Annotated in this window: 18 protein-coding genes and 1 riboswitch; all 18 genes read right to left on the bottom strand. The window is 50.1% G+C overall.

Annotated elements, in window-relative coordinates; translation table 11 throughout:
• Positions 1 to 129: 129 nt before the first annotated feature.
• Positions 130 to 414 carry a hypothetical protein gene (locus FYJ51_RS12110; RefSeq protein WP_154505861.1) on the bottom strand — a complete coding sequence of 95 codons (285 nt, stop codon included), beginning with the start codon at positions 412 to 414 and terminating at the stop codon, positions 130 to 132.
• A gap of 4 nt (positions 415 to 418) precedes the next feature.
• A complete protein-coding gene (locus FYJ51_RS12105; RefSeq protein ID WP_154505860.1) occupies positions 419 to 2,050 on the bottom strand; it encodes an EAL domain-containing protein in 1,632 nt (543 codons plus the stop codon).
• A 40-nt stretch (positions 2,051 to 2,090) separates the two neighbouring features.
• Positions 2,091 to 6,329 carry an EAL domain-containing protein gene (locus FYJ51_RS12100; RefSeq protein ID WP_235897289.1) on the bottom strand — a complete coding sequence of 1,413 codons (4,239 nt, stop codon included), beginning with the start codon at positions 6,327 to 6,329 and terminating at the stop codon, positions 2,091 to 2,093.
• A 631-nt stretch (positions 6,330 to 6,960) separates the two neighbouring features.
• Positions 6,961 to 7,293 (bottom strand): hypothetical protein, encoded by a 333-nt coding sequence (locus tag FYJ51_RS12095; protein WP_154505858.1) that lies wholly within the window; start codon positions 7,291 to 7,293, stop codon positions 6,961 to 6,963.
• Positions 7,271 to 7,441 (bottom strand): type IV pilin protein, encoded by a 171-nt coding sequence (locus FYJ51_RS12090; RefSeq protein WP_154505857.1) that lies wholly within the window; start codon positions 7,439 to 7,441, stop codon positions 7,271 to 7,273. The genes FYJ51_RS12095 and FYJ51_RS12090 overlap by 23 nt, the downstream gene beginning before the upstream one ends.
• 107 nt (positions 7,442 to 7,548) lie before the next feature.
• Positions 7,549 to 7,860 (bottom strand): hypothetical protein, encoded by a 312-nt coding sequence (locus tag FYJ51_RS12085; protein WP_154505856.1) that lies wholly within the window; start codon positions 7,858 to 7,860, stop codon positions 7,549 to 7,551.
• A gap of 83 nt (positions 7,861 to 7,943) precedes the next feature.
• A complete protein-coding gene (locus tag FYJ51_RS12080; RefSeq protein ID WP_154505855.1) occupies positions 7,944 to 8,435 on the bottom strand; it encodes a type IV pilin protein in 492 nt (163 codons plus the stop codon).
• A 286-nt stretch (positions 8,436 to 8,721) separates the two neighbouring features.
• Positions 8,722 to 9,177 carry a prepilin-type N-terminal cleavage/methylation domain-containing protein gene (locus FYJ51_RS12075; protein ID WP_154505854.1) on the bottom strand — a complete coding sequence of 152 codons (456 nt, stop codon included), beginning with the start codon at positions 9,175 to 9,177 and terminating at the stop codon, positions 8,722 to 8,724.
• A 45-nt stretch (positions 9,178 to 9,222) separates the two neighbouring features.
• Entirely contained in the window at positions 9,223 to 9,771 is a 549-nt protein-coding gene (locus tag FYJ51_RS12070; protein ID WP_154505853.1) for a type IV pilin protein, read from the bottom strand.
• A 59-nt stretch (positions 9,772 to 9,830) separates the two neighbouring features.
• The gene (locus FYJ51_RS12065) at positions 9,831 to 10,280 is read right to left on the bottom strand and encodes a type IV pilin protein (protein WP_205946325.1); all 450 of its coding nucleotides are present in this window, start codon (positions 10,278 to 10,280) and stop codon (positions 9,831 to 9,833) included.
• Positions 10,281 to 10,985: 705 nt separating this feature from the next.
• On the bottom strand, positions 10,986 to 11,396 hold the full coding sequence (locus FYJ51_RS12060) for a prepilin-type N-terminal cleavage/methylation domain-containing protein (protein ID WP_154505851.1): 411 nt from the start codon (positions 11,394 to 11,396) through the stop codon (positions 10,986 to 10,988).
• A 161-nt stretch (positions 11,397 to 11,557) separates the two neighbouring features.
• The gene (locus FYJ51_RS12055; protein WP_154505850.1) at positions 11,558 to 12,769 is read right to left on the bottom strand and encodes a type II secretion system F family protein; all 1,212 of its coding nucleotides are present in this window, start codon (positions 12,767 to 12,769) and stop codon (positions 11,558 to 11,560) included.
• Between the two features lie 2 nt (positions 12,770 to 12,771).
• A complete protein-coding gene (locus FYJ51_RS12050) occupies positions 12,772 to 13,854 on the bottom strand; it encodes a type IV pilus twitching motility protein PilT (protein WP_154505849.1) in 1,083 nt (360 codons plus the stop codon).
• 3 nt (positions 13,855 to 13,857) lie between these two features.
• Positions 13,858 to 15,543, bottom strand: coding sequence for a GspE/PulE family protein (locus FYJ51_RS12045; RefSeq protein ID WP_154505848.1), 1,686 nt, complete (start codon positions 15,541 to 15,543; stop codon positions 13,858 to 13,860).
• Between the two features lie 66 nt (positions 15,544 to 15,609).
• Positions 15,610 to 16,710 carry a GGDEF domain-containing protein gene (locus FYJ51_RS12040; protein ID WP_205946324.1) on the bottom strand — a complete coding sequence of 367 codons (1,101 nt, stop codon included), beginning with the start codon at positions 16,708 to 16,710 and terminating at the stop codon, positions 15,610 to 15,612.
• Positions 16,711 to 16,769: 59 nt separating this feature from the next.
• A riboswitch (cyclic di-GMP riboswitch) is annotated at positions 16,770 to 16,845 on the bottom strand.
• A 58-nt stretch (positions 16,846 to 16,903) separates the two neighbouring features.
• Positions 16,904 to 18,586 (bottom strand): hypothetical protein, encoded by a 1,683-nt coding sequence (locus FYJ51_RS12035; protein ID WP_154505846.1) that lies wholly within the window; start codon positions 18,584 to 18,586, stop codon positions 16,904 to 16,906.
• Between the two features lie 293 nt (positions 18,587 to 18,879).
• On the bottom strand, positions 18,880 to 19,767 hold the full coding sequence (gene tsf, locus FYJ51_RS12030) for a translation elongation factor Ts (protein ID WP_154505845.1): 888 nt from the start codon (positions 19,765 to 19,767) through the stop codon (positions 18,880 to 18,882).
• Complete coding sequence (gene rpsB / locus FYJ51_RS12025; protein WP_154505844.1) at positions 19,767 to 20,738, bottom strand: 30S ribosomal protein S2; 972 nt, start codon at positions 20,736 to 20,738, stop codon at positions 19,767 to 19,769. The genes tsf and rpsB overlap by 1 nt, the downstream gene beginning before the upstream one ends.
• Positions 20,739 to 21,122: the final 384 nt, after the last annotated feature.

Raw genomic sequence — 21,122 nt, 5'->3', positions numbered from 1 at the left:
TCTATTGGTACTTTCATTATGCAGAACTGTATTATGTTATCCACATCATTGGAGCTACAGCGCAGCCATCTATGCGGAAATTAATAAATCATGGGCATAAGAAAAAGCTGGGCATAAGGCAGCTTATACCTACATTAACATAATTTTCCGAAAGAAGAATGAGATCGGAACGCAGAGAAACTCGAGGCTGGCAATCGCCGTCAGCGTCTGGATAGAAAGCACGAAGTCATAAGTGATCTCGAAGGCATACTCCCAGATATGATCCAGAACCACGGTCGCAATCAGCGTGATCCCGATGTTCCGGAACAGGGCCACCGCCCGATGCTCCAGCATCGGGTCCAGATACATTCTTGTCCAGACATACAGGACGATGGCGACCGAGATCAGATCAGAAAAGATCAGAGGATAGCTCATGATTTCAATCTCCTTTTCTCCGGGAACCCATATCTTTTCCTAGTTCTTTCTTCAGGAATTCTTCATCCGCAGAGGGCTCTGCATTCTTGATGCAGGAAAGAACCTTCCGCTCTTCCGAACCCGGAACCAGCAGCAGATTGAATTCCTTCCAGACATAGTGACCCTTGCCTGGACGCAATACACGGAAATAATCGCGCAGGATCCCATCCGGAGTCTTACGGATCCGTTCAATCATCGTATCCGGGTCCGCATAGGCCTCATAGCGCTTCTGATCCTCTGGGAAAATCATATGCGTGCAGAAACTCTGAAGGCCTCTGCGCAGCGGGTCATGGTCCGCCAGACCGCCTTCGATGCCGAAGTTGTTGATCAGATTATCCGCGGTATCCTGTTCCGGATTCAGAACATGCACATCATCAAACAGCAGCATGATATCGGAAACAGATTTGCTGAGCACTTCCCCGATCTTCTGGGTCCTCTCTTCGGTGACATTGACGATGGACATCAGGAAAATGCATCGGTCTTCCTGCCTGGCGACCTGTTTTCCCTCCAGGCGGACAAAGAAGGAATTGTCCGACACATACAGAACTGCCTGCTCGCCCGTCTGGATCATCTGCTCATAAAACTCCAGCAATCTGTCATGAAGCGGATTATTCCTGACATTCAGGACAAATTCCGAATTTTCGCTGTGAACGCGGCCGATGCTGCGCAGCTGTTCCTGTTCCTGGCGATTCAGATACAGATAGCGGATCTGGTCATCCTTCCTGTCATACTCCATGACTGCCCGCGGCACATCGCTGTCCGTGGCGCAGGCATCTGCACAGTCATAGAACTTCTTCCATTCGATTGCTTCCCAGGAAAGATCCATATGCCGCAGGTATTCCGGCATGTCCTGCTCTGAAAGAGGCTCTGAATAATAATATCCCTGCATCATGTCGCATCCGATTTCTTTCAGAAAGCGCACCTGCTCCGCTGTCTCCACTCCTTCTGAAAGCGTCCGTATGCCAAGATTCTTTGCCAGATGAACGGAACTCTTCATGATCTCCCTGGAGGTATTGGAAAACGACTTCAGAAACCCCATGTCCAGCTTGATCAGATCCAGCGTATAGTCATTCAGAAAACTCAGCGAAGAATACCCGCTTCCGAAATCATCCATCCAGATCGAAAACCCATCCGAGCGAAGCTCTCTGACAATCGAGGTCATCTTCTCCTTGTCTCTGACAAGCATGCTCTCAGTCAGCTCAAGCGGAATCAGGTCATGCCGGATCTGATACTGATCCAGAACACGCTTCGCATAGGCAGCCATATCGATCTGTTCAAAATCCTGCCGGGACAGATTGACTGAAATCAGCCCGACGGGAAGACCATCATCGATCCGGCTGCGCTGCAGTTCTGCTGCTTTCTTCAGGATGAAGCAATCTACTTTATAGATCAGCCCCGTCTCTTCAAGAACCGGAACAAAGGTACCAGGCATCAGGAGCCCGTAATGCGGATCATTCCAGCGAGCAAGGGCCTCGACCCCGGAAAAAGAATTCGTGACCGTACGGACAATCGGCTGAAAATAAGGGCAGATCCATCCCTTTGCCAATGCTTCATCCAGATGCGAGACAATGTACTGATCCATCTCATGCATATCCATAACTGAGTAATCCTCTGCCTGTTTTTCTTCTTGATCCTGATTAATCCTCCCGCCTTCTGCGGAAGCTGTGCCCTTTATTCTGATACATTGCAAAATCTGCCTTGGTCAGCAAGGCATCAAAATCCGATACTTTCCCGCGCGTCCAGGCAAATCCGATGGCCATGCTGATGCCATTGAGTTCTGCACTTTCCTGCATATGCTGGATCAGAAGCCGGATGTCACGCTCCTCCAGATCTTCTGTCACCACGATGAACTCATCTCCGCCAGTCCGGAAGACGCAATCTGCACCGGCACATTCCATCAGAATCCGCGCCGTTTCGCTGATCAGGACGTCTCCGGCATGATGGCCTTCTGAATCATTGGTGTTTTTCAGACCATTCAGATCGATTGAGATCACGCCCAGCACGCCCTCGCCCTGCCATGCCTGAATCCGCTGTTCCAGCGCCCTGCGGTTGCCGGCGCCAGTCAGCTGATCAATCATGCTCTGCTTTTCCAGCTCACGGATGTAGTTCCGGTTGCGGACCATCACCGCAATGAAGTCCGTCAGAGTCGAATACATGACACTTCCGCTCCGGAAGCTTTCTTCCGATGGATTCACGACCAGCGTGAAGCCCTCTGCCTGATTCTGAAGCAGCAGCTGTCCGGAGATAAAGCGCTTCACATTATGGATTCTCAAGGAAAAATCAGGATGCTCCTGCTGGAATGCTTCCATATCGCGGACCATGACCAGATGCTCTGAAACAAATCCGGTATACAGCGCCCGCAATTCGGTCCGCGGAATGCTCTGCAGCTCCTCCTTCAGGGGAACCACCCCTGCTGCAGTCCACTCATAGGTTGCACTGACGGAACTGTCATCCTGCTCCTCGAAGATGAGGAATCGCTCCGGATGCAGATCTTCGGCGATGCTCAGCATGGTCTTCTCAATTGCTTTCTCCGGATCCGCTTCCTTGATTCCACGGGAGATTGCAGCATTTTCACGCACCAGCTGATAATACTGTTCCCGGTCTCCAGCCAGCGTATTGAGGTATTCATTCAGATTGAAGGCAAAGGTAATCTTCAGGGTGCGGTTTTCCCAGGTGGTCAGAAACGAACGGATCACCAGATTCTCTCCGGTCTTATGATTCATACGAGATGCAGCAAGCACGCGATCCATCCGCAGCATCAGATTCGGGCAGTCCCTGCATGGCTCCTCAAACCCTTCCAGGGTCCTGTAGCAGAAGCAGCCCTTCAGGCTGCTCTCTGGCCCGACTCCTGAATCTTTTCGTGCAGCCTTGTTCAGATACACCAGTTCATAGGTTTTCGGATCACTGACGATGACGCGTTCNGGCAGACTGTCAAGCACTTCCCGTCTGACGGAAATGCGATCCCCGGTATATGGCTTTTCTCCGAATGTTTCCTGTTCTGCACTGTTCATTCTCCGGATCAGAAGCTGAAGCATTTCATCCAGACTCCTGACCTCGGACCCATATGCGACAGCATGGGCCAGCACTGGATTTGCCTGAATGCTGAGCTGTCCCCACAATTGCGGAAGAATTCCCGAGACCGCCGCCACCTTTTCCTCCGCTTTGTTCAGAGAGCTGCGCTGGCTGAAGCACAGAAAGCTGCAGAGACCGATCCTTGCAATCGCCCAGCCCGGAGTAAAGGTGCTCCGCAGCGTTTCCGACAGTTTCATCAGAATCGTTTCTGCATCCTCATTTCGATCCCTCATGACTGCTGAAAAAGCAGGAACATCCATCAGCAATCCGATATAATCCTCTCCTTTCAGCCGGTAGCGGTCCGCAAACAGCAAGCCGGCTTCGATCGCTCCGCGGAAACTCAGAAAACCTGTCTCCTGATCCAGCAATCCCAGGCGGGATTCCTCATCTTCTGCTTCTTCACTGATCCCGTTCAGCATGACCAGCGTTCCCGCAACTTCTTTTTCCCGATACCATGGCCTGCGTTCTGCTCTCACGTTCCGGAATCTTCCGCCTGAGAGCACAAGTTCTTCCTGATTCAGGCGCAGCCCATCCGCATCAAAGCGGCAGGCGATCTCTTTTTCCGTTTTACCGATGAACTCTGAGGGATCCTGTATCCCTTCCTCTTCCTGAAGTTTCCTGCTTGCCCCGAGAATCCGGCCATCTCTGTCTTCCCAGCAGAATAAATACGGCGAACAGTTGCAGAGCATCCGGAAAAGGCTGCTTTCCATAGAGGCTTCCGGGCGGATCGTCCCGTTCTCTGATAATCCGAACGACCTGCAGAACTTTGGCAGCAGGGTATCCCTGTCACGCTTTCTCTCCCAGATATCCTCCCGCTCACAGAGCAGGATATCCTTCGTCGTGCTCTTGTAGATGAGCATGGCTTCGAACACTTCCCAGCGATAGGTTCCATCCGCACTTCTGATGCGCAGAAGCTCTGCCGCCGAAGCACCGCCGCTGCGCTTCACCTCTGCCTCTACATTCTCAGGGCTGATGAATGCGAGAAAACGCTGCCGATCATCCGGGTAAACCAGGTTTTCCGAGAAATAGCTGAAAAAATCATGAATGGCATGAGGCACCTTTCCGCCATTCAGTTCCAGATGATCAGACCGCAGGATCGAGACTTCCTTTTTCCCGCGCTCGATCAGATAAAACCCTTTATAGAACTGGAAGATATCCCGCAGCGTGCTGTCCAGCGTCTTTGCCTGGTGCATCGCCTCATTGTTGCTGATGTTGTAGAGATGGGCTTCTCCGACCCAGTATCGCTCGTCTCCTGCAACCCAGCGCACGCTGACCCGCATATACTGGCCATGATCGGAATAGATCAGGGTCTCCTGCGCCCTGGAGCTGAATGCTTTTCCCATCAGCTGCTGGAATCTTCCGCGGAACGGATAAGCCGCGTCCGCAAGATTCGCATTGGCTTCCGACATGCCCTGGGTTCCGGTACTCCTCAGTTCCCTCTTGTAGGCATCATTCTCCAGCAGGAGGGAGATATTCGTTCCATCGAAGGAGAACAGCGCCGTCGGAGTATCAGAGATGACATCAACACTTTCCGCAGCATTCATCAGCTGGGCTTCTTCCGGAGTCTCAAGCTGAAGACCCTTGCGCTGCATGAAGGAAAACGTATCATCATACCGCATCGGTTTTCCATAGTAGTAGCCCTGGATCCGGCCGCATCCGATTTTCTTCAGGAAAGAGACCTGCTCCTTGGTTTCTACTCCTTCTGCCAGGGTCTGGATGCCTAGCATTCTGGCCATCGTCACGACCGAAGTGATGATCTGTCTGCTGCGGACATCGAAATGGCTGAAAAAGCCCATGTCAATCTTGATCACATCAAAGTGATAGCTGTGAAGCAGATTCAATGAGGAGTATTCGCTTCCGAAGTCGTCCATCCAGACCTGATAGCCCGCCTGCTGAAACTGCTGAACGGTCTTTGCCATCGTGGCCGGATTCCGGAACATCACCCGCTCGGTAATCTCGAAATGAAGCAGCGTTCTGGGAATCTGATACTGCTGAACCATTTTTTCAATGGTATCGAGCGGATTTGCAGCATCAAAATCATATGCCGAAAGATTCAGGGAGACCGGAACGAGCGGCAGACCGTTATCCATGCGATCACGGAGCATCCTGCATACCTGTTCCAGAACATAGCGATCCAGGCGATGGATCAGCTGCGCATCTTCAAGTACCGGAATGAATACATCCGGAAAGATCATCCCATGCTTCGGGTCTTCCCAGCGTGCCAGTGCTTCAAAGCCGCTGAGGGTTCCATTCAGGGTCCGGATAACCGGCTGAAAAAACACCTTGATATAATGCTTTTCCAGTGCTTCGCCGAAATTGCGCAGCACATAGTTCTTATTGGCAAGGGTTTCCCCCATTGAGGAGCTATAGAACGCTATGCTGCGGTTTCCATCTTTCTTGATGCTGTCACAGGCAATTTTAGCCGAATCAAAGGCATGCCTCAGCGTCTGAAGCGAATCCTTTTCCCCAGGCAGATAGATTCCCGCCTTCAGCTGAATGCCATCGTCATGGATATAGCTGTTGACTTCCCGGCATACAGATTCCAGCTTTGCTTCCAGATCCTGAGATGGCAGCAGCGCCGCAAAATGATCCGCGGTCAGATGGCCGACCAGTGCTCCCGGAAAACACGCAGTGATGGTTTCCGCAATTTTCTTCAGGCAAAGATCTCCCCGCTGCATGCCATACAGCCGGTTGTATTCCTTAAAGCTGGTCAGATCCAGGCTGACGGGGCAGAATGCCCGTATTTCTTGAAAAGAGTGCCGGTCTTCTGCCTGCCTGAATGCCTCCTCGAAGAATTCATGCATGCCAAGAACACCCGTTTTATCTTTTCCTTCAAGATCGCTGGTGATCTGTTCTGCCGACACGATCAGAAGGACGTAGGTCTTTCCGAAAGAGGTTTCTCTCAGCGTGCCTGCCCCGAGTGCCTTGCGGAAATGACCATATCTGGTCCGATACTGAAACGAAAGCGGGAAATGCTCCGGATGCCCGGCAGAAAGCAGAGAGAGAGGTCTGTAATCCTCTTCCTCCATCAGATTCTGATAGTTCCCGGCGCAGAACTCCAGAAAGGATTCCGCATCCTCGCATTCATAGAGCCAGGCAGCTTTCCGGTTTGCAAAGACCACTCGCTCGCTTCCATCCGCAAGAACGAAGCAGATTCCGCCCTCAATCAGATCAAAGTCCTGCTGATACTGTCCCTTCTCGTGAAACTGCTGTTCTGTTATATCTGCTGTATCCACTTGCTTTACTCCTTACTGCTGATTCATTGCCTGCGAAAACCCCATCCGCAATCAGAGACTGCTGTCCCTCTCTCGAAAAGGAACGGGACCGCTGATCGGACCCCTCCGATGTCCCCCATACATTACAAAAAAAGGAGACAGATGCCTGATGGAACATCAGATCATCATGCCTCTAGCATTTCACTGATCATCAGAAGAATCAAGTTCCGGAATGCCAGATCAGTGCATCCTTCAGTTCCCCTTCCGACTTCGACTTGAACTCAAATTCGATATACCAGTAGCGATATGATAAGGATTCCTTGCCATCATCTCCGCCCTCAAAGCTCTTCGTCACGCTGTTTCCAAGCAGGACAAACGGCAGATTCTCTGCCAGTCCGCTCCAGTTATCTGCTTCACGGCTCTTGATCGTGATGGGCATCACCACTGCAGATACATAGCCCGACCCATCGACATAGATTTTATTTTTTCCATCTGTGTAATATGAAGGGTTCTTTGCTACTGGATAGCCATTATATTCGAGCGCATAGTTCATCGCTTCTGATATTTTCCACGGATACCGCATCCCTGCTCTTCTCCAGCTGCCTGCTGAAAATCGGAATACTGATGGCCACCAGCACTCCGATGATGGCAACCACGATCAGGAGTTCTGCTAATGTAAAACCTTTATTCCGTTTTCTCATCAACCATCCCTCTAACAGCCCTTTGCCTTATTACCGAAAGTCCCGTGCTTATGTCACATTGCCTTCATACTACGCTGATTACCTATAACGATCACTTATGATGATTATTATTTGATATTGTGCTTGTTCATCTTCTCTTTGAAGATATCCGTGATGATCGTTCGAAGCTCTTCACGCTCTTTTTCCGGCAGTTCTCCTGGATTCTTTGCGACTGCATACAGCTCAGGATATTGATTGGCGATCCGCTCGATGGTTTTCGTCGTTGCGTGCTTTCTCACAAAGAAGGGGATCTTCTTGATCCACTCCTGCGGGACGAGAGCAAGGATCTTGTCAACGGCCTCTTTATCACTGATCTCAGCAGTGGAAAGGCCGGCGTTGATTTGTTTCTGTTCTTTATCTGTGAAATCTTCTAAATCCATTGTGTTCTCCGATTCTCGTTCAAAGTAAGCATGTCCGCTTTTTCTTGATATTTCTTATTGCCTGTTGTGCATTCAATGAATCCTCACGATTGATCCGTCAGTCGCGTTTCCGTAATATTTCCATCCTCATCATATGTGAATGTGACTTTTACTTTGCCAGATTTTCCGGGGTCGCCATGAGATTGCGGAAATGTCTTAAAAGTGCTATAAAATGGCAGATTATTCCCTAGGCCAGACCAATTATTGCTTTTCTTGCTCTCTATATCAACATTATAAACAACTATACTAGTAATGGTTGATGACGTCTCCGACTCAAAATTAACAGACATCGTAATATTACCATTACTATCTTTAATCACTAGCCCCTTCCTTTTTTTCAAAGATAGATCTGGGTTTAAATATTCTGCCATCGCCTCAGCATACGCAGATCTCAAATTAGCAACGGATGTTGCATCCCTTGCCTTCTCCAGCTGCTTACTGAAGATCGGGATGGATATTGCAACGAGTACTCCAATTATTGCTACTACGATTAAAAGTTCCGCAAGAGTGAATCCTTTGTTTTCTTCTTTCCTCATGTTGTGTTCACCTCCGATCGCTATCTTGCTATAATCTTGCCCCCTATTTTCATTATAAGCTTTGCTTTCCTGGACTGATGATTGAAATACTGGTGACGACAAGTACTCCGATGATTGCAGTCATGATGAAGAGGTCAAGGAATGTTAGGGCCTTGTAACCTTTCTTCATCTGTGATCATCGCATCTATTTTTGTTCATATTGCGATTCCTTACCGTCTGCTAAAGCTTTCAATACGCTGGTATACTGTGTATCACATGCATATTTCTCACCCCAGGTGCAGCCTTCCTAATAATGCTTTGCCGGATTGCGCAGCGCATAATAAGCCATCACTTTCCCATCTATGACCTGCATCTGCCAGTACTCATAGACATCAGATCCCAGCGTACGATCGGTGATATTCGCGTGGGTCCCTATTTTCCATTCGGAAATATCCGTAATCGGATCATTTGCATACCAGTCTCTGCTGACCGCGCATCCGAAATTGATGGCTCCCATGTTCTCCAGCTTTCCAGTCGAAGTATGATAAGTATAATACCTCACTCCTTGCGGCATTCCCTCGTCAATATACTGGGCAACCCATGCTGCATAAGCAGCTCTTGCATTTGCTTGATTCGTAGCAAGCCTTGCTTTCCTTAGCTGATTATTGAAGATCGGTATGGATATTGCAACAAGCACTCCAATGATGGCAACCACGATGAGGAGCTCTGCAAGGGTGAAGCCTTTATTCTGTTTCCTCTTCATCTGTGAGCACCTCATTTTTATACTTCATGTCCTTGCCCGATTAAATCATTCAGCTTTTTTCAGATCGCGCTCATATGTGCCACTTGCAGTTCCCATTGCTATAACTATTTTGGGGTTTTCGATATATTCTGTATCTGAACTATTTGTTATTCCATACTCGCGTTCCAAATAATACCCATAGTTATCATTCCATAAACTATGTCCATGCATTTGGTTTAACGCTTTTGACGTATAGAGAACAACAAATAGAGTTCTGCTGTTCCCTTCCGGACGGTTTATTCCTAAGGTTTTGATGCCACCGCCAATCGTTTCATCATTTCCTGCAAGTGCAAACTGTCTGTGGACATTTCCGTTATTACCCTGTCCCTGATGAGTCATCTTCACAGGAACATACCACGAGTGATCCGGATCAGATGCAGCAGCTGCCATCACTTCTGCATAGGCGGCACGAAGATTAGCCTTATCAACAGCCTCCTGTGCTTTCAGTTTCTGTTTTGCGAAAACCGGGATGGATATCGCCACCAGTACTCCGATTATGGCAACAACAATGAGGAGTTCCGCTAATGTAAAGCCATTATTCTGTTTTTCCTTCATCCCGCATTCCTCCTCTATAAATTAGTCACGCAAAAACATCCATTCGTAATGGCATTATGCTATGGCTTATAATAAATAACGCTGATACTTCCGTCATTGTTTAATACAAATGTCCATGTTGTCTTAACTTTATTGTAAAAAGAACTGTATTGCTTCTCATCAAAAGCAATATCTTTCCAGCTCTCAATATTTAAGTATTCCGGTTTCCAAATCGCAGGTCCAAATCCATCTGACGGCTTATTTTTCGTATAATCTTCATACGCTGTGACCTTACCTGTTGATACATCATAACTGAACCCCCACTTACTTGCCGGCTGCGGCTCACCCAGGGAGATATATTCCGCGATTGCCGCCGCATAAGCCGCTCTTGCATTTGCTTGATTCGTAGCAAGCCTTGCTTTCCTTAGCTGATTATTGAAAATCGGGATGGATATCGCCACGAGTACTCCAATAATGGCGACCACGATGAGGAGCTCCGCTAATGTAAAGCCGTTCTTATTCTTTTTCATAGAATGCATCACTCCCCTCTCATAATAACGCCCACAGGTTCTTAAAATTGCGGAAAACGACCTCATTATGCGCAAATGTGCACGTTGAAAATTGCAGGTCAGGTGGTCCGTCCCGGTCGTCTCCCTATGGGCTGATGAACCACATTCTTATATTACGCCCGCAGGTTCCGAAATCTGCGGAAAATGGCCTCATTCTGCGCAATAGTCCAGGGTCATTACAAGCGAAGGACAGGCGCGCATAATAGTACAGAGCAGGTCTCGAATACATGCCTCAAGGGTGTGCTGGTGGCGATCTCGATTCCCGATCTTTACATCGCAGCTGGAGAAGGCGAGAGAGGCTACTGATCTGGCTAATATCAGAAGTGCTTACGCAGAGGCATCTGCTGAACTTTTGACAGATGATAAAACTAGTGTCGCAAAGAATACTGCACCGGCTCAGAGTACCAGGAATTTTGACAAAGTAGCAAGTGCACCTTCGTGGTTTACTGATTATTCTACATTCTCAGTGACGAAGGGAAAAGCATTTACAGTTACGGTTACTGATGCAGGTGTCGTAACCGTAACACAAGCGACGAATTAACAGCTTTACAACAAAAAATATTGAATTCACTGCCCTCCGGAGCAATCTGGAGGGTTTCTTTATAATCAAAATCCCTCATCACGAGGATGAGGGACACAATTTCTCTGATTTGTATTTAACAATTGTTATTTTGCTTCAATTGTGACTTTTCCAGATGCCACATCGCCTGTGATAGTCCAAGTTTTACCCTTGGTCTGGGCAGCAACGGTCTGACCGCCAATTTTGCCTTCTTTCAAGCTAGCTGTCTGCCAATCAGGTTCAGTCTGAACAGCAGTTACCGTAGCAGTATACGTCTTATCGGCCGAACTATATGTAATATTATTTGCCGTATCATTTGCCTGAGGATCCAGAAGTACATCTGTTGAAACAGCAGCATATGCGGCACGAATATTTGCGGCATCTGTAGCCTCTCTTGCCTTCTCGAGCTGTCCTGTGAAGATCGGAATCGAGATTGCCACAAGAACACCGATGATAGCTACTACGATGAGAAGTTCTGCGAGTGTGAATCCTTTCTTGTTAGTACGAATCTTTTTCATAAAGTCTACCCTCTTTCATTTGAACAAGTTCAGCCGNCTGTTACCAAGCAGTTCTGACATCAATAACATTATCATGTTTCAATTCCTTTTCAAGGTCCATCAAGCTCGAAAAAGCGACAATTTCGAGCTTCTGAAAACACACATGGGATGAATCTGAAGCACTACATCAGGTTGTACATCGTGAACATCGGGAGATAGATCGAAATGACGATGAAGCCGGCAAAGATTGCCAGGGCAATCAGAAGCGTCGGTTCCAGTTTGTTGATGGCATCGGTCATCGCCGCATTTGCCTCGTTGGTATAGTATTCTCCTGTCGTCTGCAGGGTCTTCTCAAGTTCACCGGTATTCTCTCCGATGGCAGTCATTTCAGTCAGTGTCTGGGGGAATATGTCCGCTTTTCTCATGGCATCTCCGAGTTTCATGCCGGTGGCAACCTTCTCGGAAAGCTCTTCGGTTGCTCTGGATAGCTTGTAGTTATCCAGGACTTTTGCGGTCGTTTTCAGAGAAGAAGTCAGCGGCAGACCCGCCTGAAGGAGAGCTGACATCGTGGTCGCAAAACTTGCGCATCCGGTGTACATATGGATCTTTCCGGTGATGCGGCTATGCAGCTGATGAATAGCCCATTTCATCCTCCCTTTTTCAGAATGCGTCCAGAGCTGGAATAAGATGATCAGAGCAGCGATCACCAGGAGGATCAGGATCCACCACTTCGAGAAGAACTCTGAAATATCAATCATGATTCTGGTCATCAGCGGAAGTTCCCCGCCCAGACTGCTGAATACCTCAGTCATGGTCGGAATGACCTTGATCATGACCACCATCAGCACAACGATTGCCAGTACGACGACAAAGATCGGATAAGAGAGTGCCTGCCGGACTCTCTGCTTCAGCTTGTAGTTCTTTTCGTAATACTTCTGCATGGTCGCAAAGGAATCTTCCAGAGTACCGGACTGTTCCCCTGCCCGGATCGTTTCAATGAACGTGATCGGAAGCTGAGGCAGATTCTTCTGCATCGAAGAAGCGATCGAAGAACCGCCTGCCACATCCTTTGCGGACGATTCCAGCATAGCTCTGAGCCTCTTGTCCTGAGTCTGCTGGGCAATCATCCCCATCGCAGAAGAGATATCAACCCCGGCCTGCAGAATTGTCGAGAATTGCGAGCACATGACAGACAGCGCTTTCTCATCGATCTTCACCGTGCCGATGTCCTTGTTCAGAAAGGACTGTTTCGCGGGCTTTACTTCTGTAATCTTCTCGATGATCGGATAGCTCTGCCTGATTCTCGTGACCGCAGCGTATTCATCCTGAGCTTCCACCACGCCGGTGACTCTGGCTCCTTTGGCAGAGACTGCAGTATATCGGTATGTCTGCATATTCAGATCCTCCTGTACTCAGAAGAACTCCGCATACTGCCGAATGCAGAAGCGATATTCTCCGGCTTTCTGGCCGCTGAAGAGGCAGTATCGAGATCAATGACCCCGTTCTTCACCATCTGAATGAGACAGTGATCCATCGTCAGAGACCCCTCTTTTGCAGAAGTGAGAATCGAAGACTCCATCTGCGGAGTCTTTCCCTCCCGGATCTGATTGCGGATTGCCGGGGTCGCAATCATCACTTCGCAGGCACATGCTCTGCCATGGCCTCCTCTTCTGACTAAGAGCTGCTGGGAAAGCACCGCCATCAGAACTGTACTCAGCTGCATTCTGATTTCCGGCTGACGAGCCGCTGAGAACGCGCCGATGATCCGGTCGATGCTATCGGCAGCGCTGTTGGTATGCAGGGTCGCAAATACCAGATGGCCGGTCTCGGCTGCCGTCAAAGCAGTCTCAATCGTCTCCGCATCCCGCATCTCGCCGATCAGAATGATATCCGGGTCTTCTCTCAGAATCGCCCTTAATCCATCGGCATAGGAATCCGTATCTGTTCCGATCTCACGCTGCGAGATCAGACACCGATCCGGTTCATACACGTATTCAATCGGGTCTTCCAGCGTGATGATGTGCTCATTGCGCGTATGGTTGATTTCATTCAGGATTGCCGCAAGCGTCGTGCTCTTGCCGGAACCCGTCTCGCCAGTCACCAGCACGATGCCCTTCTGATACGAAGGAAACATGCTGACTGCCGGCGGCAGGCCAAGATCAGAGATCTTCGGAATCCGATCTGCAAGAATACGCAGGGCAATGCTGATGGTGCCGCGGGTATGATAGATATTCACACGCACCCGGCGGGCGGAAATCGTCTTTGCAAGATCAAGCTCTCCACGCTTGCGGATCGCATCAAACTCAGCTCCAGCCAGCTCTTCGGCAATCGCCGTGCATTCTTCCGCACTAAGCACCCGCTCCATCGCTGAGCAAAGCTGTCCGTCAATGCGGAAGCGCGGCGCCAAGCCCGAGGCAAGATGAATATCGCTTGCATTCTGCTCAGCCGCCTGAGCAGTGAGTTCTTCCAGAAACGACATAGATTATTCCAGGGTCACAACCGTGCGGACCAGCTCATCCACCGTTGTGACTCCCTCCTCGACAAGCTTTCTGCCATTGGCAATCATCGGCGTGAATCCCTGCTTCATGACCATCTCACGCAGCTTCGTTCCGGTGATGCCAGAGGCGATCACATCTCTTAATGCCGCATTGATCGGCAGAATCTCAAAGACACCGATTCTTCCGCGATAGCCGCTCTCAAAGCAATGATGGCAGCCGCGGCCATGATAGAAATGCATCTGCTGCGGATTCCGGATTCCTGCATACCTGATCAGCTCCGGATCCGGGGCATATTCCTCGCGGCAGTCAGGGCAGATCCGGCGGACCAGGCGCTGCGAGATGATACCCCGCACTGCTCCGCCGATCAGATACGGTTCTACGCCCATATCCTTGAGACGGTCAATGGCGGAGAACGCATCTTCCGTATGGATGGTAGAAAGAACAAGATGGCCAGTCATAGCTGCCCGCATGGCAATCTCAGCCGTTTCCCCGTCACGGATTTCGCCGACGCAGATGATATCAGGATCCTGCCGCAGACATGCACGAAGAGCACTCGCAAAGGTCAGTCCGACCTTCTCGTTGATGGCAACCTGAGTGATGCCGTCAATCTGGAATTCAACCGGATCTTCCAGAGAAATCATGTTCACGGAATCATTCTTCAGATCATTGATCATCGTATAGAGCGTAGACGTCTTGCCGGAACCGGTAGGACCGACAATCAGAATGACCCCGGACGTATTCATCAGAAGACGCTCATACTTCGGGTGATCTTCTTCCGTGATGCCGATGCCCTTCCAGTTCAGAATATTCTGATCTCTGGTAAGCAGACGGATCACGATCTTCTCGCCGTAGATGGTAGGAAGAGAACTCAGACGCAGATCAATATCGCCGCTGCTGCGATGCACGACCGCACGGCCATCCTGCGGAATTCTCCGCTCCGCAATATTCATGCCGCCCATGACCTTGAACCGGGAAATGACTGCAGCCTGCAGCTCCTTCGGAATGGTCAGGATCTCATTCAGACGTCCGTCAACCCGGATCCGCACGACCATCTCATCTTCTCTAGGCTCCACATGAATATCCGAAGCCTTCTCAACGATGCCGCGCTCGATGATGGAATTGACGAGCTTGACGGTCGGAGCAGCATTGATCTCATCGCTGTTCATCACGTCAGCAGCTTCTTCGACCGTGGTTGACACGCCCTGCTCTTCCTTCATCTCTTCCATGGCCTTGGCAGCGCCTTCGTTCTCATAGAAGACCGAGAGCGCCCGGTCCATGGAACTCGAATAGGCAATCATCGGGATGATCCGCTTGTGCGAAGCATTCTTGACGGCTTCAATTGCCATGAAGTTCAGCGGATCTTCCATGGCCAGATACAGGGAATCCTTATCCAGCTTCACCGGAACCACGCGGTACTGCTTTGCCAGATTTCTCGGCACCAGGCTGACCAGCGCAGGATCTATCTTGACTTTATTCAGATCGATGAAATCGATGCCCAACTGCATCTGCAGAATGCGCACCAGCTGATCTTCCGTAATGTAATGATGGCTGACAAGATAAGTGCCAAGTCTTTCTCCGGTTTCCTTCTGTCCAGCAAGTGCCTCCTTCAGCTGATTATCGCTGATGGCTCCTACATCAACCAGCATTTCTCCAAGACGCTTATACTTCATCCGGCACCTCTTTTCTGCTTATTAGTATACCTTTTCCAGCAGGATCCGGAAACCGGAATCATCGGGTCAGAATGCGGAATCAGAAGCTTTGATGCACCAGCGGTTTCTGCCCTTGCGCTTGGCTTCATACAGCATCTGATCCCCAGCCCGGAAGAGGTCATCAAAATTCAGATAGGACCCACCATTGATCACACATCCCGCTGAAATCGTCACAAGACCGGACGGCACGGAAGAAACGGAGATCTTCTGAACTTCCTGTTCCATTGCCGCAAGCTTTTCTTCTGCCCTTGCCCGGCTCCAGATTCCCGGCGCATAGACCACGAACTCATCTCCGCCCGTACGCATCACAATATCCGTGCTGCGGAAGGAATTCCTCAGAACCCCGGAGACCTTTTCCAGAACGAGGTCTCCGGTATCATGCCCGAACTGATCGTTCAGCCCCTTGAAATGATCCACATCGATCTCCAGGAACATCCCTGCTCTTTGATCAGACAGAAATTCCCGGATCCGGTCTGCTCCGCGGCGATTGTAGATGCCAGTCAGCGGGTCATGCTCGCTTTCCTGCCGGAACATCACGGAAGCCTTCAGAAGATCAATCCGGCTGCTCAGCACAAACGCATCCAGAGAAATGGCGAAGACGAGGGAGAGTGCCGCATGCAGCAGATCGGTCATCAGAATCTCCTTCGGCTTGAACATCCAGGCCGAAATCAGAAATACTCCGAACATGCTCCCGACAAATCGGAACAGAGTCTTCGGCCGGTCCAGGATGATCAGAGGAAGTCCGATGATCAGCGGAAAAAACGAGAACGCCGCATCCGACCGCGTCACAGAAGTGCCAACATAAATGGAAAACAGAAGCAGCGGAGCTTCCAGAACATAGACAATCCTGGTAGCCTTCTTTCTCCTGTCCGGCATCATCCAGCAGAATACCGCTGAAGCGGCCGCCAGATACAGAAACGGCAATGCAGAAAGAAAAAGTCTCCAATCCTTCCGCAGAAACGTCTCAATAAAGAAATAAACAACTGAAATGAACCCGCCGAGCGCAAGAAAAATCCTGGCAGAGCGCTCATTCAGATCATTGACCGTGTCCTGATTCTGTTCCCCGATCCAGGGCTCTTCCAGGGATTTCATAAACTGCTTCAGAAATAAGCTTCTTCTGTTTTTCAAAACAAATCCTCCCGCAAAAAAAGAGCTGACAGAAATCTCTTCAGCTCTCTTTTCTGATCTGCTGCAACTGGCTGCCATCTTACAGGCCCTATAGCTTTGCGTCGCCTCGTTTCCGGGGTTTTGCTGATTTACTGTGCGCTGTTATGGTAGCAGATTTCAGAATACTTTCAAGAAGAATGACCAGAAATGCAATTTATTCTCTGTTTCTGTGGTGCAGCACCAGAATCAAGGCCACGCACAGAGCCGCCGATACCGCCAGAACTGCCGCAGTTGCAGAAAGGGAATCCTCGGAATCTTCAGAACTCTTCTGAGACTCCTCTGCCATCGGCTCTTCCGGTGCAGAAGTCTCTTCTTCCATGGTGGCCGCTGCAGTGCTGGTACCGATCTTTTCCGGCATTGGTTCAGCGTAGTCCTCATAGCTGAGCGAAGTCAGCGCGCTGCTGAAATCCGGATTCTCCGAATAAGAAGTCACCGTGATCGTATAGCTGCTGTCCCCCTGCACATAGACGATACCGTCACTTCCGACAATGGAAACAGTCTTTCCATCAGGATCAATGACAGAGCCGGCATTATAGAGATTCGTGACCGTGGAATCCCCAGTCACAATCCATTCGGAAGAACCATCGATATAGACATTCGCATAGCCGCTTCCGCCATTGCCAGCATAAGTCTCATCGTCATAGATCGCACCTCTCAGGCTCGAGCCATTTTCCATGTAGAAATCCAGTTCGGAAATGCTGTCCCAGACCACATCGCCATTCATTTCCTGGCTGTCTGCGGTGAAGTTCGTCTGCGCACCATTGGCACCAGAGGTACCCCAGCCGCGCGAATTTGCATTGCCGGAAACGCGCAGGAAGTATTCCGCGTCTTCACTCTGAGTGATCTCGACGTTCCTGAGATAGAAATCAGACTCCGTATTCGTCGTATAGAAGAGTCCGCCGTTCTTCGAATTCAGGGTTCCGCCGATCATATAGAACGAAGCATTTCCAACCTCCGAATCTCCGGACATCGACTGATACAGAATCACTGACCATGTGCTGTCATTCTGATCCAGGTCCTGCATGTTCGCGGTCAGATTGCTGTCAAACAGACGAAGGGTATTCAGACCCTCGATGCAGACCCCTTCCGATCCGTTTGCGGTAAGATCTGCATCGCTGATCGTGATATCAGCAGTAACATACACGGCTGGCGATCCGGTTCCGTTGGACGTATAGGAACCGCCATCGACTACCATCGTTCCTCCACCCCGGTCCGACCGGATTGCGGCAGAGCTTTCACCCTGGGTAGTCACATCGAGATCATAGGCATAAAGCGTTCCGCCCCCGGCCACGTGAATGCCGCCCGCGGTATTGCCGGAAGTACGGATCGTCGTGCCGGCAAGATAGATCGTGCCTTCGTCATAGGCAAATGCGCCAGCCGCCCCATCCGCATCCGTAGTGATCGTGCCGCCGCTGACATAAGCCGTTCCGCCCGTCGCCAGCAAAGCTGCCCCGACTCCATAGAAACTCGACGGATCACCGCCCTCACTGTCAGAGCTTGTCCGGATGATTGTCGGATTGCTGAAGACCGCATTGCCGCTGCTGACATGAATGGCATTCTCATCCGTTCCGGAAGAATCATACGTTCCATCGGCCTCTTCCGTATCTTCCGAGTATTCCTTTACTGCAGACCATTCCGTTACTGCAGCACTTCCGCCGCTTCCAGGCTGACCTCCTTCCGGTGCTTTGAAGCTCCCGGATTCTGCGGAAGGCGGGGTTCCCTCTGGTGCTGTGCCATTCTGCGGCGGCGTACCGCCATCTCCTTCTGCCAGAACATTTCCTGCCGCAAGCACCAGTGCCAATGTGACAGAACCGATGATCCTTGCCAGATGTTTCATGTCATTCCTCCTGTTTCGAAGCAGATCATAAGACCGCTCTGTGATCAGAGGCTGAACACTGCTGAATTTCTGAATGAAAATCACTGAATCTGAAGATGAACTTCACCAGCCAGGGCATTTTTCAGAATTCGTTCGAAACTGAGTTTCCGCATCATACTGCCAGGAACCCGGGATCCCTTACACATGATTGCCACGAATTATCAGCTCGCAGGAAAAGCACTGCAGAAGCCTATCCTGAGGGCAAAAGAAAAACATGGCCCATGACAGACCATGTTTCAGAAGTGACTGATTGATTACTTAGCCATGGCAGCGACTTCTTCAGCAAAGTTCTCTGCCTTCTTCTCAATGCCTTCACCGACCTTGTACTTCACGAAGGTAACGACTTCAGCATTGTTTTCCTTGAGGTACTCCCCGCACTTCTTCTCCGGATCGAGGAAGAAGATCTGGTCAACCAGGCACATATCCTGCAGGGACTTGGACAGACGTCCTTCGACGATGCCAGCCTTGACCTTCTCCGGCTTGTTAGCCAGGGATTCATCGTTGCTGACGAGCTGCTGCTGAATCTCACGCTCGTGGTTCACGATATCCTGCGGCATATCCTTGCGGGATACATAGCTCGGGGACATAGAAGCGATCTGCATTGCCATGTTCTTGGCAATCTGAGCATCTGCAGTTCCCTTGACTACGCAGACAGCGGAGATGACACCGTTGTTGTGCATATAGGTTCCAAAGATCTCGTCATCCTGCTTCTCAACGATTGCGAACCGTCTCAGAGCGATGTGCTCGCCGATGATTGCAGTAGCGCTGATGATTTCATCCTTGAGGGTTCCCTCGCCGGACTTCAGAGCCAGTGCTTCATCAAGCGTCTTCACATTGCTGTTCATAATTGCATTGACGCAGTCATNCAGCAGTCCGAGGAACTTCTCGTTCTTTGCAACGAAGTCCGTCTCGGAGTTAAGCTCGACGATAACTGCACGGTTGCCGTTCACAACAACCTTGGACAGTCCGTCAGCAGCGGTACGGCCTTCCTTCTTGGCAGCCTTGGAGATGCCCTTTTCACGAAGCCAGTCGATTGCCTTCTTGACGTCACCGTCAGTCGCAACGAGTGCCTTCTTGCAGTCCATCATTCCGGCTCCGGTAATTTCGCGGAGCTCTTTGACCTGACTAGCTGTGATTGCCATTACTTGGTTTCCTCCTTGCCTGTTGCGGCAGCTGCCGGAGCAGAAGAAGCTGCCGGACGCGGAGCACCGTTGGAACGGTTGTCTCTGCGGAAGACACGGCGCTCGCCATTCTGGCCATTGCCGCGGTCGAACCGGCGTCCGCCTGCTGCCTGCATCTTTGCACGGTTCTCTTCATATCTCTGACGCTTGCGCTTCTCATACTCTGCTGCCTGACGGTCAACTTCAACCATGACATCCTTCATGGAGATATCAGCAACCGTCTCATCTTCCTGGTGAGCGAACTCCAGAACGCCGCCCTTAGCTTCGCAGATTGCATCAGCGATGACGCCGACCATCAGCGTGATGGAACGGACAGCATCATCATTTGCCGGGATCGGATAGTCGACCATGTTCGGATCTGCATTCGTATCAATCAGAGCGAAGACCGGGATGTTCAGCTTGCGAGCTTCAGCAACTGCGTTGTGCTCTTCAATCGGGTCAACAACAAACAGTGCATCCGGGAGCTTCTTCATTTCCTTGATACCGCCGAGGAAGTTCTCCAGACGGTCCTTCTTCTTCAGAAGAACAGCCTGTTCCTTCTTCGTATAGACGCTGATTGTTCCGCTGGATTCCATCTCTTCGATGTCAACGAGCTTCTTGATGGACTTCTGAATCGTGCGGAAGTTCGTCAGAGTTCCGCCGAGCCATCTCTGGTTGACATAGAAGCTGCCGGAACGCAGTGCTTCAGCAAGAATCGGAGCCTGAGCCTGCTTCTTCGTTCCTACGAACAGAACCTTGCCGCCATCTTCAGTGATCTTCTTCAGGGCTTCATAAGCCTTGTCGAGCTGCTCTTCGGTCTTCTGCAGATCGATGATGTAGATGCCATTCTTAGCAGTGTAGATGTAAGGGCGGAACTTCGGGTTCCATTTGCGAGTCTGATGTCCGAAATGAACACCATTCTCAAGCATTTTCCTCATGGAGACAACAGTCATAATTTTTTATTTACCTCGCTTTCCGTTGTTTTCCGCCACAGCTTCCGTCACCATCAACATCCATCCTCCCCTTCTGGAAGATACATGCACGGGATGATGAATCCACTGTGTGAGTAGTACATCCCTGCAACATGAAAACCGCATGAAAAGGGATGCCGTGGAATATACTACCATAATACGGAAGCTCTGCAAAGCACTTTTTCGCGATTCTTCCAGGCTACTTCACTTGTAAAAGTTAACGCAACCCTGGTATTGCTTTAAGTATGTCTGAACAAGAAGTTATAAAGGGCTTGCATTAAGTAGATCTGAAACGGTTCTTCCTTTAACATTTAGATATCAGCCAGATTACTGCCATCTAACGATAGAACTGGAGGAACTGTCTAT

The organism is Stecheria intestinalis (genome assembly GCF_009696165.1).
Lineage (GTDB): Bacteria > Bacillota_I > Bacilli_A > Erysipelotrichales > Erysipelotrichaceae > Bulleidia > Bulleidia intestinalis.
Note: the sequence above shows the minus strand (reverse complement) of the source record. Positions and strands in the feature narration are given on the sequence as shown.

What these genes read in the sequence shown, in the direction of transcription:
- FYJ51_RS12095 (WP_154505858.1), bottom strand. Translation starts at nt 7,293, where the DNA reads ATGAACTATGCGCTCGAATATAATGGCTATCCAGTAGCAAAGAACCCT.
- FYJ51_RS12060 (WP_154505851.1), bottom strand. Translation starts at nt 11,396, where the DNA reads ATGAAAAAGATTCGTACTAACAAGAAAGGATTCACACTCGCAGAACTT.
- FYJ51_RS12055 (WP_154505850.1), bottom strand. Translation starts at nt 12,769, where the DNA reads ATGCAGACATACCGATATACTGCAGTCTCTGCCAAAGGAGCCAGAGTC.
- FYJ51_RS12090 (WP_154505857.1), bottom strand. Translation starts at nt 7,441, where the DNA reads ATGAGAAAACGGAATAAAGGTTTTACATTAGCAGAACTCCTGATCGTG.
- FYJ51_RS12105 (WP_154505860.1), bottom strand. Translation starts at nt 2,050, where the DNA reads ATGGATATGCATGAGATGGATCAGTACATTGTCTCGCATCTGGATGAA.
- FYJ51_RS12080 (WP_154505855.1), bottom strand. Translation starts at nt 8,435, where the DNA reads ATGAGGAAAGAAGAAAACAAAGGATTCACTCTTGCGGAACTTTTAATC.
- FYJ51_RS12070 (WP_154505853.1), bottom strand. Translation starts at nt 9,771, where the DNA reads ATGAAGGAAAAACAGAATAATGGCTTTACATTAGCGGAACTCCTCATT.
- FYJ51_RS12110 (WP_154505861.1), bottom strand. Translation starts at nt 414, where the DNA reads ATGAGCTATCCTCTGATCTTTTCTGATCTGATCTCGGTCGCCATCGTC.
- FYJ51_RS12050 (WP_154505849.1), bottom strand. Translation starts at nt 13,854, where the DNA reads ATGTCGTTTCTGGAAGAACTCACTGCTCAGGCGGCTGAGCAGAATGCA.
- rpsB (WP_154505844.1), bottom strand. Translation starts at nt 20,738, where the DNA reads ATGACTGTTGTCTCCATGAGGAAAATGCTTGAGAATGGTGTTCATTTC.
- FYJ51_RS12075 (WP_154505854.1), bottom strand. Translation starts at nt 9,177, where the DNA reads ATGAAGAGGAAACAGAATAAAGGCTTCACCCTTGCAGAGCTCCTCATC.
- FYJ51_RS12045 (WP_154505848.1), bottom strand. Translation starts at nt 15,543, where the DNA reads ATGAAGTATAAGCGTCTTGGAGAAATGCTGGTTGATGTAGGAGCCATC.
- FYJ51_RS12065 (WP_205946325.1), bottom strand. Translation starts at nt 10,280, where the DNA reads ATGAAAAAGAATAAGAACGGCTTTACATTAGCGGAGCTCCTCATCGTG.
- FYJ51_RS12035 (WP_154505846.1), bottom strand. Translation starts at nt 18,586, where the DNA reads ATGAAACATCTGGCAAGGATCATCGGTTCTGTCACATTGGCACTGGTG.
- FYJ51_RS12085 (WP_154505856.1), bottom strand. Translation starts at nt 7,860, where the DNA reads ATGGATTTAGAAGATTTCACAGATAAAGAACAGAAACAAATCAACGCC.